Origin of the sequence: Rhodococcus opacus B4 (assembly GCF_000010805.1) — a bacterium.
GTDB classification, from domain to species: Bacteria; Actinomycetota; Actinomycetes; order Mycobacteriales; family Mycobacteriaceae; genus Rhodococcus_F; species Rhodococcus_F opacus_C.
Genome location: NC_012522.1, coordinates 7,813,870 through 7,836,030 on the forward strand (window position 1 = coordinate 7,813,870; position 22,161 = coordinate 7,836,030).

Genomic DNA, 22,161 nt, shown 5'->3' on the forward strand with positions numbered 1-22,161 from the left:
CATGAAATCCGAAGTCTGTGGGCGTCCGTCGTTCGATGTGGTCGTCGACCCGGGAACCGGACGCGCCGCCGAGATTGCACACCGCGCCGAGAACGTCGGGTTCGGCGGCTTCTTCCTCGGTGAAACCAGCCACGATCCCTTGCTTCTCCTGGCCGCGGCGTCGCAGACGACGTCGACGATGACGCTGGGGACGAGTATCTACGTCGCGTTCGCGAGAACGCCGATGGTGACCGCGGTCGCGGCCAACGACGTGCAGGCGCTCTCACACGGACGCCTCCGGCTCGGTCTCGGGAGTCAGGTGAAGCCGCACATCACCCGGCGGTTCAGCATGCCGTGGTCGCGGCCCGCGGCACGGATGCGCGAATACGTACAGGCACTGCACGCCATCTGGGACGCGTGGGAGACCGGTTCGCCGTTGGATTTCGACGGGGAGTTCTACCAGCACACCCTGATGACACCGATGTTCGATCCCGGACCGAATCCGTTCGGGCGCCCACCCGTCCAACTCGCCGGTGTCGGAGAGGCGATGTCACGCGTGGCAGGAGAGGTCGCAGACGGGTTTCTCGTGCATTCCTTCGTCACCGACCGTTACCTTGCCGAGGTCGTACTACCCAGTGTGCAAGAAGGATTGTCGTGTTCGGGCCGGCCTCGAAGGGATTTCACCATCGGGGTCACCCCAATGGTGGCGTGCGGTACCACCGCGGACGAGATCGCGGCAGCCCGCGACCACGTGCGCGGGCAGATCGCCTTCTACGGATCTACGCCCGCCTATCGGGGCGTGCTCGATCTGCACGGATGGGCCGGACTTCACGAGAAGTTGTATGCACTGTCGAAAGCGGGGGAGTGGGACGTCATGCGAAGCCTGATCGACGACGACGTTCTCGCAGCGTTCGCCGTCGTGGGTTCCGTGGAGGAGGTCGCGGACGCGCTGGTCGCGCGGTGGGGAGCGGTGTCCGATCACATCAGCGTCGCCGCGCGTTCGAGCGACAGTCTCGCGGGATGGCGATCGGTCTTGAAAAACACTGAGGCACAAGTTATCAATGAAGTACATGACTGAGAATCTTCTGATCCCGAAGCATGGTATCCACGCACCGTCGACCAGCACGCCTGCGCGCCGTCCGTGTTCGGTCCGTCGCACGACGTCTGTGGACATCGAACGCCCACGGGGACACTCCGACCTTCTCCAACTCCGCGGGGCCGGAGTCGATGTCGTGACGGACATGGCAGGGGAGTGGTCGCGAACCGGCGGGGGCGCCGTCGATGTCGACGTCGACCTTGGCCGAGGGCGCATCGTCACGGACATCGCCGACGGCGCCGCGGCGGCCGACCTCACACGACTGATCGGTCTCTCCGCAGCGTCAGGGTTTCGCAAAGCGGCGAAGGGTTGCCTCGCACCTCACCATCAGGGCAGCGTCGTCGCGAGACTACTGGACGACGTCCCGGTGGCGACCGTCATCTCGGGATATGCACTGACCCGCGAACTCTCCGCAGAGCAGCAGTTGCGCCTCGGTGGTCGCGGCGCCCTCGCACGGGCCGACTACTGTGCCGGGTTCGCAGCCGGGGGAACGATGATGACGGGCGTCGCGCGAGACGGAGCACCTCCCCTCGTCATCGGCCCGCAGGCGCCGGACCTCGTCCGGGTGGGCGCGGGCTGGCACCCTATGAGTGAACTTCGGCCGGGGTCGATGCGACGCATTCGGCGGATCGACGTGAGTGTGGTCGATGACGCGGAACTGTCGGTGGACGCGATGTTCCGCGATACCTACGTGAACGCCGCCGGGATCGAAACCGTGGTGCACGAGTACGGGACCGACGTTCTGGTCGACTCACGCACGTTGACGGTGCAGCGGTTGACCGTCACTCCGCGGGTCCTACCCTGGCCGGAATGCCCTGGTGCGGTGGCCGGCGCGCAACGCCTCGTCGGGCGCAAGGTCACGGAGATCGAGCGCCTGGTCGGCTCGGACTTCCACGGTGTCGGATCCTGCACGCACCTGAACGACCTACTGCGATCGCTCGGTGACGTCTCCCCGCTCGCGGTACTTCTCCCCGGCCCCGACAATTCTTCCGCGCACGTCTGAAAGGCAACACATGACCAGATATGACCGAACCGAAGTGGAGGGCGCCTTCCGGCACTACTTCACTGTGGGCCCCATTTCGGAGAACTGGGACGCGATGGCGCAGCTGTTCACCGACGACGGTATCTACCGAGATCACTTCTACGGCATGTTCACCGGGCCCTCGGAGATCTCGCGCTATCTCGAGGGCACCATGGGTGCCGCCCCGCATGTGTACAACCCGCTCGTCTGGTACACGATCGACGACGATCGGGTGGTGTACAAAGTGGTCAACCGGGCCGACAATCCGGAACCGGGTGCACCGGCCCTCGGTTTCGACTCACTACAGGTACTCACGTATGCGGGCCGGGGAAAGTGGTCCGCGCAGGAGGACTGGTGGGTGATGTACGAGATGAAGAAGTTCGCCGCCGAGTTCCGCGAGGCGTCGTCGAAATTTCCGATGCCGGATTCCCCACTCAGTCGGCGTGATTGGGGCGACTGGGTCGATTGGGCACGTCCGGCCGAGGGGCATGTGGCGCACCCGTCCTGGATGGACAGAGACGGTTTCACACCCATCTCCGGACGGGCCGATATCGACTTCGGTACTCGTAACAGCTGACCTCATACCGATTCAGCTGCGTAGCAGCTTGATCGCACTCATCGGGCAGGCCGAGGCGCCGGACTCGGCCTGCCCGATCTGCGACTCCGCCACATCGAAATCGGTGGAGGCGGCGAATCCGTCGTCGTCGAGTTCATAGAGGTCCGGTTCGGTGGCGGCGCACATACCGTGGCCTTCGCATTGCTCGAGTTCGATGTGGACCTTCATGGCGTTACCTTTCGTCAGTGTGTGTGAGTCGGGTGAGGGACTGTCCATCGCGGGGTGACATCAGGCACGCAGTCGGTACCGCCACGCCCGCAGGTCGTCTCGGTCGGCACCGTGATCGACGAGCCAGCCGTCCGGACCGGTGCGCCACCCCTGTAGCCGGTCGACGACTGCGGTGATGGCTTCTTCCGGTGTGAGCAACCACTTCTCGTCCACGACGGGACGATGCTGACCCGCGTGCGACCGGGCCGTCCACCGTCGGCGGAGGTCGTTCATGTTCCCGGCCGTCACAAGATAGTCTGCGATCACTTCGGAGGGCTCGACTCCTGCACCGAGAAGAAGCGAGGCGACCACGACGCCGGTGCGGTCCTTGCCTGCCGCGCAGTGCACGAGAATCGGGCCGTCCGCCCGGGCCACGAGCGCGAGCAGACCGGCCACGCGGTCGGGTACGGTATCGAGGATCTGCGAGTACAGTGCGGTGAGATCCGGTGGACGACGGTCGGTCGGTGCCGCAGCATCGTGCAGAGGCCGGTGGTGGGAGACCGTCGGTTGCGTCCATTCGAAATGTGCGCGATCGCGTTCGGCGGATGAGCGCAGATCCACGACCGCGACGGGTGGCCACGGTGCAACATGTTCGGGTAGCGAGTCCCCGGAGTAGGGTGCATCGCTGCGGTAGAGGATTCCGGTGCGGGTGGTACCGCCGTCGGTGAGGCGCAGACCGCCGACATCGCGCAGGTTCGCGAGGCGGTCGGTGGTCACGGTCTCGTGCAGGAGCGCTTCGTGTTCGTCGATCACGCCCGAGGTCCCTTCTCTGTGTTTCGCCGGGTCGGCGGGTGCGCGTCGACGAGTTCCCGCAACCGGACCCGGTCGGTCTTCGACATGGCGGTCAGCGGAATCTCGTCGACGAGCACGAGGTGATCGGGTGCCTTGTAGTCCGCGAGTCGCGTGGTGATCCACGCGCGGAGTTCCGGCAACGACGGTGTCCTGGTGGGAGACAAGGGAACGACGAACGCGACTCCTATCTCCCCGATCACTCGAGCGGAGTACCCGATCACCGCTGCGTCCCGGACCTCCGGGTGCTCGGCGAGCACTTGTTCGACCTCGACGGGGTGGACGTTGAAGCCGCCGCGAATGTAGAGGTCTCCGGTCCGACCGGCCAGGACCACGTTGCCTTCTTCGGTCAGCATCCCCAGGTCGCCGGTGACGAAGTAGCCGTCGGCGTCGAAGGCTTCCCTGGTGCGCTCGGGGGCGTTCCAGTAGCCCCGCATCACGCAGCCGCCCTTCACGCGAATGCGTCCGATCTCCCCGTTGGGCAGCTCCGCGCCGTCCTCGCGGGTGACGCGCACCGCCATCCCGGTCTGGGGACGGCCGACAGTCCGGAACTGCACCGACGGCGGATCTGTGGGCTCGGTGCCACAGACGGTGGGAGATTCGGTCATGGCGTATCGAACGACGAGGGGAACCCCGATCAGTGCGGCGGTCTTCTCGACCAGTTCGGGCGAGGCGGGCGCGCTTGCGACGACGCCGACACGAAGGTGCGGCAGGGATTCACGGTTCACGCCGGGTTCGTAGAGCAGCTTTGCCCATTGGGTGGGGACTCCTCCACCGACCGTGATCCGCTCGTTCCTCAGCACCGCGAACATTTTTGCGGCCGACCACGGAACGGGGGAGATGACTACGGTCGTTCCCCAGATCAGTTGGTCCCAGAGTTTCGACATGAAACCTGCGTGCGGGAATGGTGTCGACGTCAGTCGGCGGTCGTAGGGGGCGCTCATGATGCCGGACGCCATCGCGGACGCTGCGAGGTTGTCGGAATCGAACCATGCCCCCTTGGGGAGGCCGGTCGTTCCACTCGTGAAGATGATCGAGACAGGGTCGCTGCGGGTGAGGACCACATCGGGTAGGGCGTCGGTCGCGCGTCCCTCGGCAGCGACGAGTTCCGAACGGGGCAGGACGGCGATCCCCTCGGGAACTTCGGGCAGGCCCGCATCGAAGTCGCGGATCACGAGGGCAGGCGTGACGCCGAGCAGGATCGAGTCGGTCTCGCGTGGGCCGAGTCGCGGATTCAAGCCGGTGGTGACGGCACCCAGAAACGCTGCGGCGCAATAGCAGACTGCATAGTCGATGCCCGAAGGCAACATCAGTGCGACGACGTCACCCTTGCGTACCCCGCGCTCTGCCAGATGTGTGGCGAGTCGGCGGGCCCGGCCGATCCACTGTGCGAAACCGATTCGCGTGCCGTCCTGTTCCACATATGCATCTCGCTCGCCGTGTATCTGAGCCGCCGCCTCGAGCAACGCCCGGGTGTTGGCGAATTCGCCCACCAGCGGTGGCCTGGCTACCGCGGTGGGAGCGGCTGGACCGCCGACCGTCGCAGACACGGTCACGGTGCTTCTGATCCGAGGAGCACAGTGCCGCTCGAGCAGAACCAACCACCGGTTCCGCTGACGCAGGCGATCTTCGCGTCCTCCACCTGCCGCGGGCCGCATTCTCCGCGAAGCTGCCTGGCCGCCTCGACGATCAGGAATAGTCCGCGCTGACCCGGATGGCAGGCGGACAGTCCGCCGCCGTCGGTGTTCGTGGGGAGTTCGCCGCCCAGCCGCAACGTGCCCTTCTCGACGAGGGCGCCGCCCTCGCCCTTCTCGCAGAAACCGAGGTCTTCCATGGTGAGCATCAGCATGTAGCTGAACGCATCGTAGACCTCGGCGATGTCCACGTCCGTGGGCGTCAACCCCGCGCGTTCGAACGCCAGCGGCCCGGTGATCGATGCCGGCCCGACGGTCATGTCGTCCCACTGGCTGGTGAGCATGTGTGACGTGGCCTCGCCGGTGCCCAGCACCCACACCGGTTCGGAACGAAGGTCCTTCACCCGGTCCTCGGCCACGAGAACCGCCGCGGCGCCGCCGTCCGAGCGGATGCAGCAGTGCAGTTTTGTGAACGGATCGGCGATCATGGGGCCGTCGAGCACGTCGTCGATGGTGATGGGGTCGCGGTAGTACGCTTCCTCGTTGTCCTTGGCGTTGAACCGTGCGGACACTGCCACTTCGGCGAGTTGCTCGATCGTCGTGCCGTACTGGTGCATGTGCCGTCGGGCCGCCATCGCGTACTTCGACACGAGCGTGTGGCCGTAGGGCGCATCCCACTGCAACGGTCCTCGCGAACCCCAGTTGATGTTCGCGGTCCGCAGTCCCTTGCGCAGGTCGGCGCGTGCCGTCGAGCCGTACGTCAGCAGGACCACGTCGGCATGACCGGCCGAGATCGCGTCCGCGGCATGGGCGAGCATGACCTCCCACGAGGCCCCGCCCACCGATGTCGAGTCGATCCAGCGAGGCTTCAGGCCGAGATACTCCCCGACATCGGTGGGCGGCAACGTGCCCTGCCCGGTGGAGGCGAGTCCGTCCACGTCCTCGGGGCGCAGTCCCGCGTCGGCGAGGGCCCTGCGACTGGCCTGCCCCATCAGTTCGTAGGCGTTCTTGTCGTCGACCCGTCCCACGTCCGACAACGCGGCACCGGCGATGGCAACTCTTCGGCTCACTGCGGTGCTCCCTGCTCCAGAAGTTCGGCCAGCACGTCGGCCGGTTCGTCGAATAGGTGGGTGAGCACGTGCGCCCGCTTGAGATAGAGGTGCGCGTTGTGCTCGTAGGTGTAACCCATTCCGCCATGGACCTGGATGCTCGACGCCGCATTGCCCACGGCTGCTCGGGCGGCGACGGACTTGGCGGAGAGGATCTGGAACAACGCGTCCGCGCGCCCCGACTGCAGACTCACCGCAGCGAACAGGGTCTGCGACAGTGCCGCGTCGGCGGCTACCGCCATGTCGGCGCAGGCGTGCTTGATCGCCTGGTTCACGCCGATCGGGCGTCCGAACTGAATTCGCGTTTTCGCGTGCCCGGTTGACAGCCGCAGCGTCGCCTCGGCGAGGCCGGACAGGCCGGCCGCGGTGAGCACCATGGCGCGCAACCAGATCGGGTCCGTCTGGGCGGGCAGCCAGTGCTGCACGCGCCCACTGGCGACGGTCGACGTCGCGAGCCGGGTTCCCGGGTCCATGGATGTGAGTGGGGTGACGTCCGGGAACTCGGATATCTCGACCAGAGCCGCTCCGTGCTGAGCGACGAGAAGCACGTGGCTGACACCGACGCAGTCCAGCAGGTCGAACGAGCCCTTGAACCCGTCCTGATCGATGGCGCCGTCCCCGCGCAGTTCGCCGAGTCCGACCATGGCGTCTCCGGACCCGATGCGGTCGGTGAGATCCTGGTCGCCGTGTGCCGCACTGACGCGGGTGGCCAGCGTGGAGGCAAGGAACGGACCTGTTGCAAGGTGCTCGGCCAGGGCCGCGAACAGGAGTACCTCGTCGTCGAGGGGTCGGCCGGAGCCGCCGTGGCTCTCGTCGAGCCCCAGAGTGAGCAGGCCCAGTGCGGCGCCCTCGGCCCACACGCTCCGGTCGACCGACGACTCCTCGCGCGCACGCCGCCTGATGTCCTCGATCGGCATGCGGGTGCTGATGAAATCGACTGCCGCGGAGACCAGTTCGAGTTGGTCCTCGGAGGGGAGAAGGTTCATGATCTCTGCTTTCTGTCAGCGCGGAAGGCCGAGGATGCGATCCCCGATGATGTTCCGTTGGATTTCGGACGTTCCGCCGCCGATGGACTGAGAGAAGGAATGGAAGTAGTTTCCGACCCAACCGTGGTGGTCCCATCGCGAGGTTCCGCGGAGGGCTTCGGCGCCGACGATGTCCATTGCCAGCGCGGCAACTTCTTTTGCCAGATCGGCGTAGTGGAGCTTGAGCATCGACCCGCGCGGTCCGGGTGTGTCGGATTGCATGTTCTGGCAGATCCCCACGTAGGTCATCGCCCGCAGTGACGCGACGGAAGATCGGGCGCGCGCCAGCCGCCGGGAGATCTCGTCGTCCGCGATGGCCGGTCGCCGACCGTCCGGTCCGACGTGGTCGCGGGAAAACTCGATGAGGTCCTCGACGACCCCCGCCAGGCGAACCTGGTTGGCGGTGAAGGCGGTTCCGCGCTCGAACGACAACGTCGACATCGCGACACTCCAACCGGAACCGATTTCGCCGACGACATTGCTGACGGGGATCCGGACGTCGTCGTAGAAAACCTCACAGAATTCGGCACCGCCCTCGATCGTCTCGATGGGACGGACGTCGATGCCCGGTGTGTGCATGTCGCAGATCACCCAGGTGATGCCCTGGTGCTTCGACCCCGCATTATCGGTGCGTACCAACAGTTCCTGGTAGTCCGCGCACTTGGCGAAACTGGTCCAGATCTTCTGACCGGTCACCACGAGATGATCGCCGTCGATGACGGCCCTGGTCTTGAGGGAAGCCAGGTCGGAGCCGGCCTCCGGCTCCGAGAACCCCTGGCACCACACGGCATCACCCTGCAGGATCCTCGGCAGGTGGAATGCCTTCTGTTCCTCGGTGGCGCGGGTGATCAGGGTGGGGCCGGCGTGGTTGAGACCGACGAAGCTCGCATCGATTCCGGGCAGTCCCTGGGCCGCGTACTCCTCGTACCAGATCAACTGCTGGAGGAGGGTCAGGCCGCCGCCCCCATACTCTTTCGGCCAGGCGATTCCGGCCCATCCACCTTCCCACTGGGTCTTCTGCCAGGCCATGTCGTATTCGCGAATACCGGCGTCGTCCCGCGGGCGCGGATCACGGGGCTTGTTCTCGACCAGCCACGTACGTACCTGGTCGCGGAACTCCACCTGTTCCTGTGTGAAGTCCAAATCCATAGGAGACCTTCCATAGCGGCGGATCGCGAAGATCCGCACTCGACCACTCGAGTATAAGTGACAACAGTGTCAGATTAAAGAGTTTCAGGCCGTTTGATCAGGATCGGCCGAATACCGTCGGGCCAGGGCCTCGCTGCCCCGGGCCAGGACGGTCACGTCGGCACCAACGAGGATGAAGCGAGCGCCGGCCGACATGTACCGGCGGGCGATGGTCTCGTTGAAGGCGTTGACGCCGGCGGCCTTGCCGGACGATGCGATGACGGAAATTGCCTTTTCGATCACTTCGACGACCTCGGGGCTCTCCGGCTTCCCGAGGTAACCCATCGAGGCTGCGAGATCTGCGGGGCCGATGAAGACCGCGTCGATTCCGTCGACGGCGAGAATCTCCTCCAGGCAGTCGAGACCCTCCGTCGACTCGACCTGGACGGTGAGGGTGAGGCTCTCGTCTGCGGTAGGCAGATAGTCAGAAATTCTGTTCCACCGTGATGCGCGGGCAAGGGCGCTGCCCACGCCGCGGATGCCCAGCGGGGGATAGCGCGTAGCCGCCACGAGTGCGCGTGCATCCTCTGCCGATTCCACCATCGGCACGATCACGTTGGTTGCCCCGATGTCGAGGAGCTGCTTGATCGCCACGGGATCGCCGGATGCCGGCCGGACGAGGACCTCGACCGGGTACGCCGCGAGCGTCTGCAGCTGCGCGAGTGTCGAACGAATGTCGTTGGGAACGTGCTCCAGGTCGAGCATGAGCCAGTCGAGCCCTGCGCCGGCGCAGATCTCCGCGCTGTACGCGTTGCCGGATGCGATCCACATGCCGATCTTCGGGCGGTCGGCGCGCAATGATTCTGCCCATCGGTTCTGCATCAGCCGACTTCCCTCGCAAACGAACAGGAAACCGTTCCCAGCGGCCCGTAGTCGGCGACGAACGTGTCGCCGGGCTCGGCGAAGATCGGGGTGGTGAACGAACCGGCCAGGATCACCTCGCCGGCCCGCAGGGGCACGCCGTGCGGTGCGAGCCGGTTCGCAAGCCACGCCACCCCGTTGCCGGGGTGGTTGAGCACGGCAGCGGCGACGCCCGACTCCTCGATGGAGCCGTTGCGCAGCAACAGAGCGCTCACCCATCTCAGGTCGACATCCATGGGCTTCACCACCCGGCCACCGAGCACGATTCCCGCGTCCGCGGCGTTGTCCGCGATGGTGTCGACGATGGTGCGGAGATGGCCGGTCTCCGGATCGCTCATCTGTACGCGGGCGTCGAGGATCTCGAGAGCGGGGGTGACGTACTCACTCGCGCTCAGGACGTCGTACAGCGTCACCCCGGGGCCCTTCAGATCCTCGCCGAGAATGAAGGCGAGTTCCACCTCGATGCGGGGCCGGATGAATCGTCCGGCCGGCACAGTTCCACCGTCGTCGAAGAACATGTCGTCGAAGATCGCGCCGTAATCGGGTTCGGTGATCGAGACCGCACGTTGCATGACCTTGGAGGTGAGGCCGATCTTCCGGCCTCTGACGCTGCGTCCGTCGGCCGTCTTCAGGTCGACGAGCGCCCGCTGAACCGCGTAGGCGTCGTCGATCGTCATCCCCGGATACTGCAGGGAGAGTTGGCGAATGGGCACCCGCGTCTTCTCGGCCTCGTAGAGGCGGCGCGCGGTGTCGGCGATCGCCTCCGCGCCCAATGTGTCGGATTCAGGCATGGTGGTTGCTCACTTGCCGAGGAAGGCGAGTGCGGCCGGATTGAAGCTCGCCGGGTCCTCGAAGTGTGGCCAGTGGCGTACCTCGGGCATCTCGAAGACCTCGGAGTCGGGGATCAGCCTGGCGACGGTGCGCGCCGTGTTCTGGTACTCGCCGTGGTCCTTTCCGGACGCGACGATCATGGTCGGTGCCGTGATGGCCTTCCACTGCTCCTCGGGAATGAGGTTGCGATCCCTCGCCGTCGCGTCCTGCAGGATCAGCAAGTGGTCGATCGTGTCGCGGGTGTCGTCGCGCCGGTAGATGGCCTGACGCAGGGCGACGAGGTCGGGAAGACGGTTGTCCTCGTCGGCGATGAGGTGCTCGAAGACCTTGTGGATCGACTCCCACGTAGGGTTCTCGACCGCGGCAGTGCGCTCGGCGCGGATCCGGGCCATGTTGGACGCCGTGGCGATCAGCCCGGCCGGCGACATCAGGATCAGCTTGTGAACGCGGTCGGGACGCTGCACGGCAACGGCGGCGGAGACCCATGCCCCGAGTGACATGCCGATGAAGTGCGCCTTCGACATCCCGAAGTGATCCATCACGGCGAGTATCTGCCGCACGTAGACCGCAATTTCGTAATCGTGGTCGGGCTTCTCGGAGAATCCGTTGCCCACCATGTCGATGGCGACGCAGTGGTACTGCTCGCTCAGTGCGGCGAGATTCGGGGCGAACGTCTCCCAGTGGCCGCCGGTTCCGTGGAGCAGGATCGCGTGCGGCTTGTCGGGAGAGCCTGTCTCGGCGAACCGTGTCCGCACGCCGTCGACATCCACGAATCCCTGACGGAAGTCGAGCTCGCGAAGGAAGCCCCAGATGCTTCGGTAGTTGTCGGTGGCGACGGCCGGGACGGTCATCGTTGTCTCGCTCATGTACAGGCCTTCCTGGATTCGACGGCGGCGCCACGGCCGGACATCGATCTGACGGTTGTGTCTTCTTTTGACCTTATTATGCACAGTGTGCACGTTTGGGTTGGGGTATTTCAATAGCCGTGAACTGGGAATTCCTGAAGATCCAGGATTGCGGTCTTCGGATATCGACCATTGTTTCTGACACTCACATACGATATGACTATGAGAGGTGTTCAGTCGTTTGGGCAAGCCTCCCCGGACGCGAAGCACACACCGGACCGCCTGCGAAGTCCGTCGCGGGCGGGTCACGAGAAGAGCTGAGGGCAATGTCGGTACATGAGGAGACCCGCGCGATCGAGCGACGGGAGCTGGCGCAGCTGGCCAACGAGTTCGCCGTGGTCCGCGTGTCGCTGGACACGACCGGGAACGGTCCCAGATTGCTGGTCGAGGACGCCGAGACGGGAGATCACATCTTCCTCTCACCGCTCGAGCTCGCGAGCCTGTGCCTCGCGACCCCCGAGGACCGTGAGGAGTGGATGCGCGTCGGCAATTACCGCGACGAGCACCGCGACCGCTCGCTGGGGCCGGTGGGGACGGTTCGCCCCCTCACCAGGGACGTGTCGTGACGGTCGACCTGGTCGGTCTGGGCATGACCACGATGTCGCTGAAGCCCGGTGACACCCCGCTCCAACTCGCCTGCCAGGCGACCCGGGAGGCTCTGGCCGACGCCGGAATCATGCACGCCGACGTCGACGGACTTCTCGTCGGGTCCTCACAGGGTGTACGGCCCGACCGCCTCGGAGTGACGTTCGCGGCCAAGGGCGGATTCTCGGATCTTCGACTTCTCGAGCACGTCGAGATCAAGGGCGCCACCACGATCGCGATGATCCAGCGGGCAGAGGCCGCCATCGACGCCGGCGCGGCCCGGACCGTGGTCTGTGTCTTCGCCGACGCCCCGCTGGTGGAAGGCAAGGGCGCCGGGTCGACATACGCCCACAGCGGGGGAAACACCGGGACACGGGGACTCGAACGGGCATCGGGACTGCTGGGTTCGGTACCCACCTACGCATTGCTCACCCGGAGATGGATGCACCTCACCGGAGGCACGGCCACCGACCTGTCTGCTGTCGCCACGACCACGCGGGCGTGGGCACTGGGCAATCCCGATGCGGTGGTGACGAAGCCGCTGGACGACGAGGGGTACCTGGCCAGCCCGATGATCGCCGATCCGCTGCGTCGCCTCGACTGTGCCCGGCCCGTGAACGGTGCGGTCGCCATCGTCCTCAGTGCGGATCCGGGCATCGGTAACCCCGTTCGCCTCGTCGTCCGGGGGACCGGTCGCGATCACCCGGTCCGGCGTCGTCGTGCCGGGGGAGAGTCGTGGTTCGGGGGTGGTGCGCGTGCAGTGGACGACGCGCTCGGCCAGGCGGGAATGTCCCGGACGGACCTGGACATCGCCCAGCTCTACGACCCGTTCTCGGTGGTCACGCTCCTCCTCCTCGAGGAATACGGGCTCGCCGGCGGAATACCGGCGGGCGAGTTCGTACGAGGCGGCGGAACGAGCCGGGGTGGCGCACTTCCCGTCAACACCGGTGGCGGCCAGTTGTCCGGCTTCTACCTTCAGGGCATGACGCCCCTCGCGGAGGCGATGATCCAACTGCGTGGCGAGGGAGGCGAGCGCCAGGTGCCCGATGCCCGTACTGCTCTCGTCGGAGGAATCGGTGGCCGGGTCGATCACCATGCCGCCATGATCCTGGAGAGAGCTGCATGACCACGACGACGGAATGCACCGACTGGCTGCTCGATCCCGGCCTCGTGCCGGATGTGGCAGCCGACCCGCTCGCGCCCCTCTACGAGGCGAGCGCCCGCGGCGAACTCGCCCTGCCCTTTTGTGCCCGCTGCGGAATTCCACTCGACCTAGAGCAGTACGTCTGCGACGGCTGCGGGTCGAGCGAGAGCGACTGGCGGGTGGTCGAACCGACCGGAGTCGTCCATTCCGCCACGACCATGCACCGCTTCGAGCCGGGACTGGTGCGGACGGCCGAGCCCTACGCGATCCTCGACGTCGAGCTGTTCGCCGGGCACCGTCTGATCATGACCACGCTTCACCCGACGGCTCGCCCGCCCCGCATCGGCGACACCGTCGACGTCGCCTTTCGGCAACTGGGCGGCGTATGGATTCCCGCCGCGTGCATCACCGAGACATACAGCAATACAACGAGTTCGGCTGAGCCGACCGCCCGGACCACAGCCCCAATCGAGACGGAGGCCCACTCATGACCACCATGGAATCGACGCCGACCACGGTGCCCGACGACTTCGACGTCGCGCGCATCGTGCAGAACGATCGCGTGCACGGTTCGGTCTACACCTCGCCCGAGATCTTCCAGCGCGAGATGGACACCATCTTCCGGAAAGGATGGGTCTACGTAGCGCACGAGAGCGAGGTCAGCGAGCCGGGTGACTACCTCACCCGCCGCATCGGCCACGACCCGGTGGTCGTGGTCCACGGCAAGGACGGCAAGGTCCGGGTCCTGCTCAACCGCTGTTCGCACCGCGCGAACAAGCTGTGCAACGCGGAGATGGGCAACGCCAACTCCTTCCGATGCCCGTACCACGGGTGGACTTTCAGCAACGACGGATCGCTCACCGCGGTTCCGATGCGGAACGGATACGGCGAGGCGTTCCAGAAGGTGCGCTCGGAACTGGGCATGGCCGAGGCCCCGCGCGTGGACAGTTACGGCGGCTTCCTCTTCGCGTCGCTCGCAGCGGACGGTATCTCACTGCAGGAACATCTCGGCAACGCGACCAAAGCGATCGACCGACTGCTCAACCTGTCACCGACGGGCACCATCGACCTCCGGTCGAACTGGATGAAGCATCTCCACCACGCGAACTGGAAGATGGTGGTGGAGAACAATGTCGATGGCTACCACGCGCTGTTCACCCACGCATCGGTCTACGACGCGATCCGGCCGGCCAAGGTGTCGCACATTCCGTCGAAGGTCGACGTCGTGGTCCGCGACATGGGCGGCGGGCACTCGGAGATCGACTACTCGGCGGAGTACCGCAAGCTGGACGAGGAATTCGTCTGGTACGGGCGCACACCCCGCGAGAAGCTGCCCGAGTACGTCGCGGCGCTGGAGGCGGCCCACGGTCCCGAGAAGACCCACGACTCACTCGTGGTGGGCCCGCCGCACACCCTGATCTGGCCCAACCTGTTCCTCGCCGAGATGAACATCATGTACGTAGAACCGATCGGACCCGACGAGACGGTGGCCTACACGACGGCAGCGCTGTTCCCCGGGCAGGACCGCATGAACGAGCGGACGCTGCGCCGCTCGGAGGGTGCGATGGGCCCGGCCGGATTCTTGATCGCCGACGACGGTGAGATCGGCATGCGCAATCAGGCAGGCCTCGCCGCCCGGGACCCCGAGTGGCTGAGACTGTCCCGCGGTCTGGAGACCGATGTGACAGACGAAACCGGAATCGTCAACAGCGACAAGAGCGCCGAGACCCCGCAGCGCGGTTTCTACCGCCAGTGGGCGAGCGTCGTCGGACAGGAGATCTGAGCATGACCACCGTGGAGAATTCGGCGGCCCCCGCCCTGCAGAGTGCACCCCTCCCGCTGCCCGCGCCCGACGCCGACATCGCGGCGTTCCTCAACCTCGAGGCGCGCCTCGCGGACGAGGCCCGGTACTCCGAGTGGGAACTCCTGTGGGACGACGACGCGCTCTACTGGGTCCCCATGCATCCCGACGACGACCCGAAGACCCGGTTGTCGTACATCTACGACAACCGCCGCCGCATCAAGAGCCGGGTGGCGCAGCTCAATACCGGAAACCGGCATTCGCAGACCCCGCCGTCGGTGATGCGCCGACTGCTCAGCAACTCCGAGGTGCTGGACACCGACGAGGACACCGTGACCGTCGGATCGAATTTCGCGCTCTTCGAGTACCGCTACTCCCAGCGGGTCTGGGCCGGCCGGGTGATCCACCGTGTGCGCCGCACTCCGGGCGGACTGAAGCTGGCAGGGAAGACGGTCCACCTCATCAGCGCGGGCGGCCCCGTGGACACACTCGCTTTCCTCATCTGACCGACAACGCACCCCACCGTCGAAGGCGCCGCCTTCCGGCCACATCGAAGGCGCCGCCTTCCGACCACATCGAAGGCGCCGCCTTCCAGAATCAATTTGCGAGGAACAGTGCTAGTAGGCGACATCCCACGGAACAACGCACGGCGATACCCGAACAAGCCGGCCGTCGTCGAGGGCGATCGAACCCACACGTGGACGACGGTCGACGAACGGGCCCGGCGGTTGGCGAACCATCTCCTCGACCAAGGTTTGGCGAAGGGCGACCGTGTCCTCGTCATCGCCCGCAACTGCATCGAATGGCCGGAGATCACCTATGCTCTCGCCAAGTCCGGACTCGTCGCGGTGCCGGTGAACATCCGCCTTGCTCCCGACGAACTCGCGCACGTCCGCGACGACTCGGGAGCTCGCGGCGCGATCGTCCACACGGACCAGGTGGAGCGGTTCGGCGCGGAACTGAACGACCTGGCTCCCGTTCTCGAGATCGGGGGCAGCGTTGCCGGCGCCGAGTACGAGACGGCCCTGCGCGGTGCCCGATCCACCGACCCGACTCCGGCGGATCTCACGCCGGACGACATCCAGTTCATTCTCTACACGAGCGGAACGACGGGCCGCTCGAAAGGGGTTGTGAACACGCACCGCGGGATGCTCGCCCAGGTCGTGGACACCACTCTCGTCACCGAAGGCGATCGTTCGGACGTCTTTCTCGCCACCACCCCCTTCTTCACCGCAGGTGGGATGGTGCGCACCCTGTCCTGGACTTACCTGGGGCAGACGATGGTGATCCACCGTCGGTTCGACCCTCAGGCCGTCATCGACGAGATCGAGCGCAGCGGAGTCACGTTCACCACCTTCATCCCGACGATGCTGCAGCGGACCCTGCGGATCCTGGAGGAGGGACCCGCACGGGACATATCCAGCCTGCGCCGAATCAGTTACGGTTCGGCGCCCGTCCCTCCGGGGTTGGCCAAGAAGGCCATGGACATGCTCGGCTGCGACATGCAGCAGCGATACGGTCTGACCGAATGCGGTGGGCAGGCGACGATCCTGACGCCCCAGGATCACCGGGACATGGTGGCGGGCAAGACCTCGATCCTCACCTCGTGTGGGCAGGAGACACCGATGTGTTCCATCCGCATCGTGGACGCCGACGGCAACGAACTCCCTGCAGGTGAAATCGGCGAGATCGTGATCGTGAGTGAAGCGAACGCGGTCGGGTACTGGAACCGCCCGGAGCAGACGGCCGAGGCGTTCCGCTCCACCGGTCTCTGGTCCGGCGATCTCGGCTACCTCGACGAGGAGCGCTATCTGCACATCACCGGGCGCAAGACCGACATGATCATCTCGGGCGGATTCAACGTGTACCCGGCGGAGATCGAGCGGGTCATCGGACACCACACACAGGTCGAGATGGTTGCCGTGGTGGGAATTCCCGACCCGGAGTGGGGCGAGACACCGGTCGCGGTGATCGTCCCACGCGATGACGTGGACGAGGACGCCCTCACTGCCGAGCTGACGGCGCTGTGCCGGGCGGAGCTGGCCGGGTACAAGCAGCCCAGGCGCTTCGTCTACCGCGGCGACTTCCCTCTCGGTCCCGCAGGCAAAATTCTCAAGCGCGTCATCGCCGACGACCTCCGGGTCTCGGCGGAGTAGGGAGAAGGCCATGGTCAGCGCCCAGAGCGTGGTCGACGCGAGCCGAGTACAGGTGGAATCGATCTGGGAAACGCTGGCGGCGAGAGCCGCCATCACCCCGTCCGCCGAGTTCGCGGTCGACGAAACGCGGCGTTCCTTCTCCTTCGACGCATTCCGGCGGTTGGCCGAAGGAATCGCGGCGACGCTCTACACGAAGGGGATTCGGGCCGGGGACGTGGTGTCCTGGCAACTGCCGAACACGGTCGAGACCATGGCTCTGGCCATGGCCCTGTCGCGGCTCGGTGCGGTGCAGAACCCACTCGTCACGATGTTGCGTGACCCGGAGATCGCGTTCATCAGCGAGCAGGTCGGTTCGCGCCTCCTGATCGTGCCCCGGATGTTCCGCGGTTACGACTACGCGGACATGGCGGCGCGAGTCGCGGCCGGAAGTGCCCGCGGCCTGCAGGTACTCGTCGTCGACGGGGAATGGGAACTCGGCGACCCGGCGGTCTTACCACCACCGGCGCATCCCGCGGACCCGGACGACGTGTCGTGGATCTTCTACACCTCCGGTACCACCGCAGCGCCCAAGGGCGTCAAGCACACCGACGGAGGCCTCCTCGCGGCAGCGGCGACTTTCGTCACCAACGTCCGGGCCCGTCCGGAGGATCGCTGTGCTGCGCTGGCGCCGGTCGCCCACATCGGGGGCATCGCACACCTGCTGCACGCGGTGATCGTCGGACACGCTCTCATCGTGAGCGCGACCTTCGTCCCCGAGGAGACGGCGAATCTGCTGATCGAGCAGAACGTCACCCTGGTGGGTTCTGGTCTCCCGTTCACGAACGAGTACCTTCGCCTCTCCAGTGAACGGGGTGCGGTGCCGCTGTTTCCCCACGCACGGGCCACCCTTGCGGGTGGTTCACCGCGACCACGTGCGCAGCACGCCGCGGCGAAGACCGCACTCGGCGGGGTCGGTGTCATCTCGGGCTACGGTATGACCGAATGCCCCTACATCACCTGGGGTACTCCGGACGACACGGATGAACAGCACGCGGTCTTCGAAGGCTTCCCCGCGGGTGGGGGTGCGCTCCGGATCGTTCGCACCGACGAGACAGACGCGGCGACCGGTGAGATCGGGGAGATCCGGGTGCGCGGACCGCAGCTGTTCAAGGGCTACGTGGACAGTGCACTGGACGAGGGAACGCTCGACCGGAACGGATTCTTCCGCACCGGCGACCTGGGCTATGTGGACGCCGACGGTTGCCTCGCGGTCACCGGCCGCATCAAGGACGTCATCGTCCGCAAGATGGAGAACATCTCGGCGCGTGAAGTCGAGGAAGCCGTCATCGGCCACCCAGCTGTCGCGGACGTCGCGGTGATCGGGGTACCGGACCCGAACAGCGGCGAGCGGGTGTGTGCCGTGGTGGTGCCGGCGAATCCCGGCCGACCGCCGGCCCTGGAGGACCTGCGGGACTTCCTTCACGAGGTCGGTCTGAACATCCGTAAGTTCCCGGAGCAGGTCGAGGTGCTCGACGTGCTGCCGCGCAACGCGATGGGAAAAATCGTCAAACCGGAACTACGGAAGCGGTTCGCCTCCGAAGACAGTTCGCAACCGAGGCCTTCGGAACATACACGAGTGGAGCCGATCGTGACCGAAACCGTGTTCGACACCATCGAATTCGAGATCGCGGACCATATTGCCACCATCACCCTGAACCGCCCGGACCAACTGAACTGCTTCAACGAGGCCATGACCCGGGAAATGGCCGCTGTGTGGGCACGGGTGCGGGACGACGACGACATCCATGTCGCGGTGGTCCGCGCCAAGGGGGAGCGGGCCTTCTGCACCGGAGTCGATGTCAGTGCACCGCCCTGGTGGACCCACCTGAACCAGTGGAACCAGGAAGACCCCGGAGTGCTGCTGGGCCCCCGGCAGCACAAGGTGTGGAAGCCGGTTGTCTGCGCGGTGAACGGCATGGCTGCTGGCGGCGCGATGTACTTCGTCAACGAGTCCGACATCGTGATCTGTTCGGAGGACGCGACCTTCTTCGACCCACATGCAAACGGTGGCAGGGTCTCTGCCCTCGAGCCGATCGGCATGCTGGCGCGCGGAATCCCCTTCGGGGAGGTTATGCGGTGGGCGCTGCTCGGCAGCGACGAACGCATCACGGCGCACACCGCTCTGCGGGCCGGAATCGTGACAGAGGTGACCGAACCCGGGCAGTTGTGGGATCGCGCCCACGAACTCGCAACCGAGATCGCAGGGCGGCGCCCCGAGGCAATCCAGGGCACGGTTCGTGCCATCTGGGAATCCCTCGACATGATGCCGTCGATGGCACTGCGCAACGGCCTGTCCTATACCCAGATCGGAAACAACGGCAGGGACGACGTCGACTCCCGCACCAACAAGCGCAAGCCGCGATTCCGCTGAACCTGCCCCACCGAACAAGGAGTGTGCTGTGAGCAGCAGCGTCGTTACAGAACAAGTGATCCGGTTTCCGCTGCTGATCGGCGGCGCCGAGGTGGAAGCCGAGTCGGGCAGAACGTACGACAGCCTCGACCCGTTCACCGGAAGGCCCTGGGCCACGGTGCCCGACGGTGGAGTGTCGGACGTCGACCGTGCGGTTCGTGCCGCGGGGGAGGCACTGAACGGTCCGTGGGGCCGGATGACCGCGACGGCCCGCGGCAAGCTCATCTGGAAGCTCGGCGACGTCATCGCCCGGGAGGCTGACAACCTCGCCGAGCTCGAGGTTCGCGACGGTGGAAAGCTGTTGCGGGAGATGGCCGGACAGATGAAGGGCCTGCCCGAGTACTACTACTATTACGCGGGCATGGCAGACAAGCTCGAGGGCGGTGTCATTCCGACGGACAAGCCCAACTACCTCGTGTACACGAAGCACGAACCGGTCGGCGTCGTCGGTGCGATCACGCCGTGGAACTCGCCCCTGCTGCTGCTCACCTGGAAGCTCGCCGCGGGACTGGCAGCGGGATGCACGTTCGTCGTCAAGCCGAGTGACCACACACCCGCGTCGACGCTCGCCTTCGCGCGGCTTTTCGAGGAAGCGGGTTTCCCACCCGGGGTCATCAACGTGGTCACCGGATGGGGTCCCGAGACCGGCGCCGCTCTCGCATCGCATCCCGGCGTCGACAAGGTGGCCTTCACCGGTTCCACCGGTACGGGCATCAAAGTCGGTCAGGCCGCTCTGGAGAACATGACCCGGTTCACGCTCGAGCTCGGCGGCAAGTCGGCTCAGGTGGTGTTCCCCGACGCCGACCTGGATGCCGCTGCCAATGGCGTGATTTCGGGGATCTTCGCTGCGACGGGACAGACCTGCCTCGCCGGGTCGCGTCTGCTCGTACACGAGAGTGTCGCCGAGGAACTGGTGTCGAAGATCGTGGCCCGGGCATCGACCATCGTCCTCGGGGACCCGCGGGATCCCGCCACCGAGATGGGGCCGGTCTCCAACGAGCCGCAGTTCCGGAAGGTGCTGTCGCACTTCGAGTCGGCGCGCGAGCAGGGAGCGACCATCGCCTACGGTGCAGAAGCAGTGGAGGAACTCGGCGGCTACTTCGTCAAGCCCACCGTCCTGACCGATGTCACACCGGACATGCGCGCCGTGGCCGAGGAAGTGTTCGGACCCGTCCTGGTCGTCTCCACGTTCACCGACGAGGACGACGCAGTCGCGGCTGCGAACGGCACGGAGTTCGGTCTCGCGGGTTCGGTGTGGACCAAGGACGTTCACCGGGCGCATCGGGTGGCAGGCAAGCTGCGTGCCGGCACGATCTGGATCAACGCGTATCGTGCCGTCGCCCCGAGCGTGCCCTTCGGCGGCATGGGGGCCAGCGGCATCGGCCGCGAGAACGGTATCGACGCCGTCAAGGACTTCACCGAAACCAAGGCGGTGTGGGTCGAGCTGACCGGCGACACCCGTGACCCCTTCACGCTCGGCTGACCCCGCGCATCCCACTATCGAAGGACTGGACAGTGTCAGAATCAGGAAAGATCGAAGCCGTCATCGTCGCCGGTGCCCGTACACCCATCGCTACGGCGTTCAAGGGCACTCTGCGCGACACCACCGCCATGGAACTCGCCCGCGTCGTACTCGAAGAAGTGCAGAAGCGCTCCGGGCTCGAGGTGTCGCAGATCGACGACGTCATCCTCGCCGAGTCCAACTACGGCGGCGGCGACATCGCCCGGCACGCGGCGGTGGTCGCCGGGATGCTCCAGGTGCCCGGACAGGCCGTGAACAGGCACTGCGCAGGCAGCCTCACCGCGATCGGCCACGCCGCCGCTTCCGTGATCGCGGGAGCGGAACGCGCGGTGATCGCCGGCGGCACCCAGTCGACCTCCACCGGCCCGCTGCAGAAGTTCCGCACTCCCGGGACCGTCGACGAGTTCACCGACAAGTGGATGCCGCCGACACACCCGGACTCCGCCGAGGCACCCAACATGGACATGTCGATCACGGTGGGATGGAACACGGCACGCGAGGTCGGTATCACCCGCGAGGAAATGGATGCCTGGGCACTCAGGTCCCACGAACGGGCGCTCGCCGCAATCGATTCCGGTGCCTTCGCGGACGAGATCGTCCCAGTGCAGGCGCTCCAGCCGGATGGTTCGGTGGTGGAATTCTCCACCGATGAACATCCGCGCCGCGGTTCGACCGCGGAGAAGCTGGCGAGCCTGAAGGTCCTTCATCCCGAGATCGAGGACTTCTCCATCACCGCGGGTAACGCCAGCGGCATAAATGATGCTGCCGCTGCGGTGGCGATCGTGGGCAGCGACCTCGTGGCCGAGGCCGGACTCACACCCCTCGCCACCGTGAAGTCCTGGGCGGCGACGGCAGTCGACCCGGCGCGCACCGGACTTGCGGTGCTGGACGTGATCCCCAAGGTGCTGGACCGGGCCGGAATCTCGATCGCCGATGTGGCCCTGTGGGAGATCAACGAGGCCTTCGCGTCGGTTCCCGTTGCGGCGTGCAAGAAACTCGGGATCGACGAATCGATAGTGAACACCGCCGGAAGCGGATGCAGCCTGGGTCACCCGGTGGCCGCCTCGGGCGCGCGGATGGTCGTCACGCTGATGAACGAGCTGCGTCGGCGGGGTGGCGGTTACGGCGTCGCGGCGATGTGTGCGGGTGGCGGTCAGGCCGGCGCAGTCGTGATCGAAGTTCCGGTCCCGAAAGACTAGAAATGAACACAACTGTCAGATAAAGTAAGGGAACGGCAGCCCGG

Annotated in this window: 21 protein-coding genes and 1 pseudogene; 13 read left to right on the top strand and 9 right to left on the bottom strand. The window is 66.0% G+C overall.

What is annotated here, in order from left to right; translation table 11 throughout:
- Position 1: 1 nt before the first annotated feature.
- From ROP_RS35550 to ROP_RS35560, 3 genes are all read left to right on the top strand, one after another.
- The gene (locus tag ROP_RS35550; RefSeq protein ID WP_015890821.1) at positions 2 to 1,057 is read left to right on the top strand and encodes a TIGR03617 family F420-dependent LLM class oxidoreductase; all 1,056 of its coding nucleotides are present in this window, start codon (positions 2 to 4) and stop codon (positions 1,055 to 1,057) included.
- Positions 1,058 to 1,220: 163 nt separating this feature from the next.
- Positions 1,221 to 2,078 (top strand): DUF2889 domain-containing protein, encoded by an 858-nt coding sequence (locus tag ROP_RS35555; RefSeq protein WP_231869086.1) that lies wholly within the window; start codon positions 1,221 to 1,223, stop codon positions 2,076 to 2,078.
- A 10-nt stretch (positions 2,079 to 2,088) separates the two neighbouring features.
- The gene (locus ROP_RS35560) at positions 2,089 to 2,673 is read left to right on the top strand and encodes a nuclear transport factor 2 family protein (protein WP_015890823.1); all 585 of its coding nucleotides are present in this window, start codon (positions 2,089 to 2,091) and stop codon (positions 2,671 to 2,673) included.
- 12 nt (positions 2,674 to 2,685) lie between these two features.
- On the opposite strand, the gene ROP_RS35565 is transcribed toward ROP_RS35560, so the two are convergent.
- The 9 genes from ROP_RS35565 to ROP_RS35605 all read right to left on the bottom strand — a co-directional run bounded on the left by ROP_RS35565 (position 2,686) and on the right by ROP_RS35605 (position 11,222).
- Positions 2,686 to 2,880 (bottom strand): ferredoxin, encoded by a 195-nt coding sequence (locus ROP_RS35565; RefSeq protein ID WP_015890824.1) that lies wholly within the window; start codon positions 2,878 to 2,880, stop codon positions 2,686 to 2,688.
- A gap of 60 nt (positions 2,881 to 2,940) precedes the next feature.
- Positions 2,941 to 3,672 (bottom strand): tyrosine-protein phosphatase, encoded by a 732-nt coding sequence (locus ROP_RS35570; RefSeq protein WP_015890825.1) that lies wholly within the window; start codon positions 3,670 to 3,672, stop codon positions 2,941 to 2,943.
- Positions 3,669 to 5,258 (bottom strand): class I adenylate-forming enzyme family protein, encoded by a 1,590-nt coding sequence (locus tag ROP_RS35575; RefSeq protein WP_050785254.1) that lies wholly within the window; start codon positions 5,256 to 5,258, stop codon positions 3,669 to 3,671. Before ROP_RS35575 ends, ROP_RS35570 begins: the two co-directional genes overlap by 4 nt.
- A gap of 2 nt (positions 5,259 to 5,260) precedes the next feature.
- Entirely contained in the window at positions 5,261 to 6,412 is a 1,152-nt protein-coding gene (locus tag ROP_RS35580) for an acetyl-CoA acetyltransferase (RefSeq protein WP_015890827.1), read from the bottom strand.
- Entirely contained in the window at positions 6,409 to 7,437 is a 1,029-nt protein-coding gene (locus tag ROP_RS35585) for an acyl-CoA dehydrogenase family protein (protein ID WP_015890828.1), read from the bottom strand. Before ROP_RS35585 ends, ROP_RS35580 begins: the two co-directional genes overlap by 4 nt.
- 15 nt (positions 7,438 to 7,452) lie before the next feature.
- A complete protein-coding gene (locus ROP_RS35590) occupies positions 7,453 to 8,625 on the bottom strand; it encodes an acyl-CoA dehydrogenase family protein (protein ID WP_005573266.1) in 1,173 nt (390 codons plus the stop codon).
- An 84-nt stretch (positions 8,626 to 8,709) separates the two neighbouring features.
- The gene (locus ROP_RS35595; RefSeq protein WP_015890829.1) at positions 8,710 to 9,486 is read right to left on the bottom strand and encodes an aldolase/citrate lyase family protein; all 777 of its coding nucleotides are present in this window, start codon (positions 9,484 to 9,486) and stop codon (positions 8,710 to 8,712) included.
- Entirely contained in the window at positions 9,486 to 10,316 is an 831-nt protein-coding gene (hpaH, locus tag ROP_RS35600) for a 2-oxo-hept-4-ene-1,7-dioate hydratase (RefSeq protein ID WP_015890830.1), read from the bottom strand. Before hpaH ends, ROP_RS35595 begins: the two co-directional genes overlap by 1 nt.
- 9 nt (positions 10,317 to 10,325) lie before the next feature.
- Positions 10,326 to 11,222 carry an alpha/beta fold hydrolase gene (locus ROP_RS35605; RefSeq protein WP_043826053.1) on the bottom strand — a complete coding sequence of 299 codons (897 nt, stop codon included), beginning with the start codon at positions 11,220 to 11,222 and terminating at the stop codon, positions 10,326 to 10,328.
- 305 nt (positions 11,223 to 11,527) lie between these two features.
- Between ROP_RS35605 and ROP_RS35610 the strand changes: the two genes are divergently transcribed.
- The 10 genes and pseudogenes from ROP_RS35610 to ROP_RS35650 all read left to right on the top strand — a co-directional run bounded on the left by ROP_RS35610 (position 11,528) and on the right by ROP_RS35650 (position 22,117).
- Entirely contained in the window at positions 11,528 to 11,827 is a 300-nt protein-coding gene (locus ROP_RS35610; protein WP_005573262.1) for a hypothetical protein, read from the top strand.
- Complete coding sequence (locus ROP_RS35615) at positions 11,824 to 12,972, top strand: thiolase family protein (RefSeq protein WP_015890832.1); 1,149 nt, start codon at positions 11,824 to 11,826, stop codon at positions 12,970 to 12,972. The genes ROP_RS35610 and ROP_RS35615 overlap by 4 nt, the downstream gene beginning before the upstream one ends.
- Positions 12,969 to 13,481 carry a Zn-ribbon domain-containing OB-fold protein gene (locus ROP_RS35620; protein WP_015890833.1) on the top strand — a complete coding sequence of 171 codons (513 nt, stop codon included), beginning with the start codon at positions 12,969 to 12,971 and terminating at the stop codon, positions 13,479 to 13,481. The genes ROP_RS35615 and ROP_RS35620 overlap by 4 nt, the downstream gene beginning before the upstream one ends.
- On the top strand, positions 13,478 to 14,773 hold the full coding sequence (locus tag ROP_RS35625) for an aromatic ring-hydroxylating oxygenase subunit alpha (protein WP_015890834.1): 1,296 nt from the start codon (positions 13,478 to 13,480) through the stop codon (positions 14,771 to 14,773). The genes ROP_RS35620 and ROP_RS35625 overlap by 4 nt, the downstream gene beginning before the upstream one ends.
- Before the next feature lie 2 nt (positions 14,774 to 14,775).
- Positions 14,776 to 15,297, top strand: coding sequence for an aromatic-ring-hydroxylating dioxygenase subunit beta (locus ROP_RS35630; RefSeq protein ID WP_005573256.1), 522 nt, complete (start codon positions 14,776 to 14,778; stop codon positions 15,295 to 15,297).
- A gap of 108 nt (positions 15,298 to 15,405) precedes the next feature.
- A complete protein-coding gene (locus tag ROP_RS35635; protein WP_015890835.1) occupies positions 15,406 to 16,947 on the top strand; it encodes a class I adenylate-forming enzyme family protein in 1,542 nt (513 codons plus the stop codon).
- Between the two features lie 10 nt (positions 16,948 to 16,957).
- Positions 16,958 to 18,475 (top strand): annotated as a pseudogene (locus ROP_RS44445) (AMP-binding protein); the annotation flags it as partial.
- A 96-nt stretch (positions 18,476 to 18,571) separates the two neighbouring features.
- On the top strand, positions 18,572 to 19,357 hold the full coding sequence (locus ROP_RS44450) for an enoyl-CoA hydratase/isomerase family protein (RefSeq protein ID WP_231869087.1): 786 nt from the start codon (positions 18,572 to 18,574) through the stop codon (positions 19,355 to 19,357).
- Between the two features lie 55 nt (positions 19,358 to 19,412).
- A complete protein-coding gene (locus tag ROP_RS35645) occupies positions 19,413 to 20,879 on the top strand; it encodes an aldehyde dehydrogenase (protein WP_015890837.1) in 1,467 nt (488 codons plus the stop codon).
- Between the two features lie 32 nt (positions 20,880 to 20,911).
- Entirely contained in the window at positions 20,912 to 22,117 is a 1,206-nt protein-coding gene (locus ROP_RS35650; RefSeq protein WP_015890838.1) for a thiolase family protein, read from the top strand.
- Positions 22,118 to 22,161 lie beyond the last annotated feature (44 nt).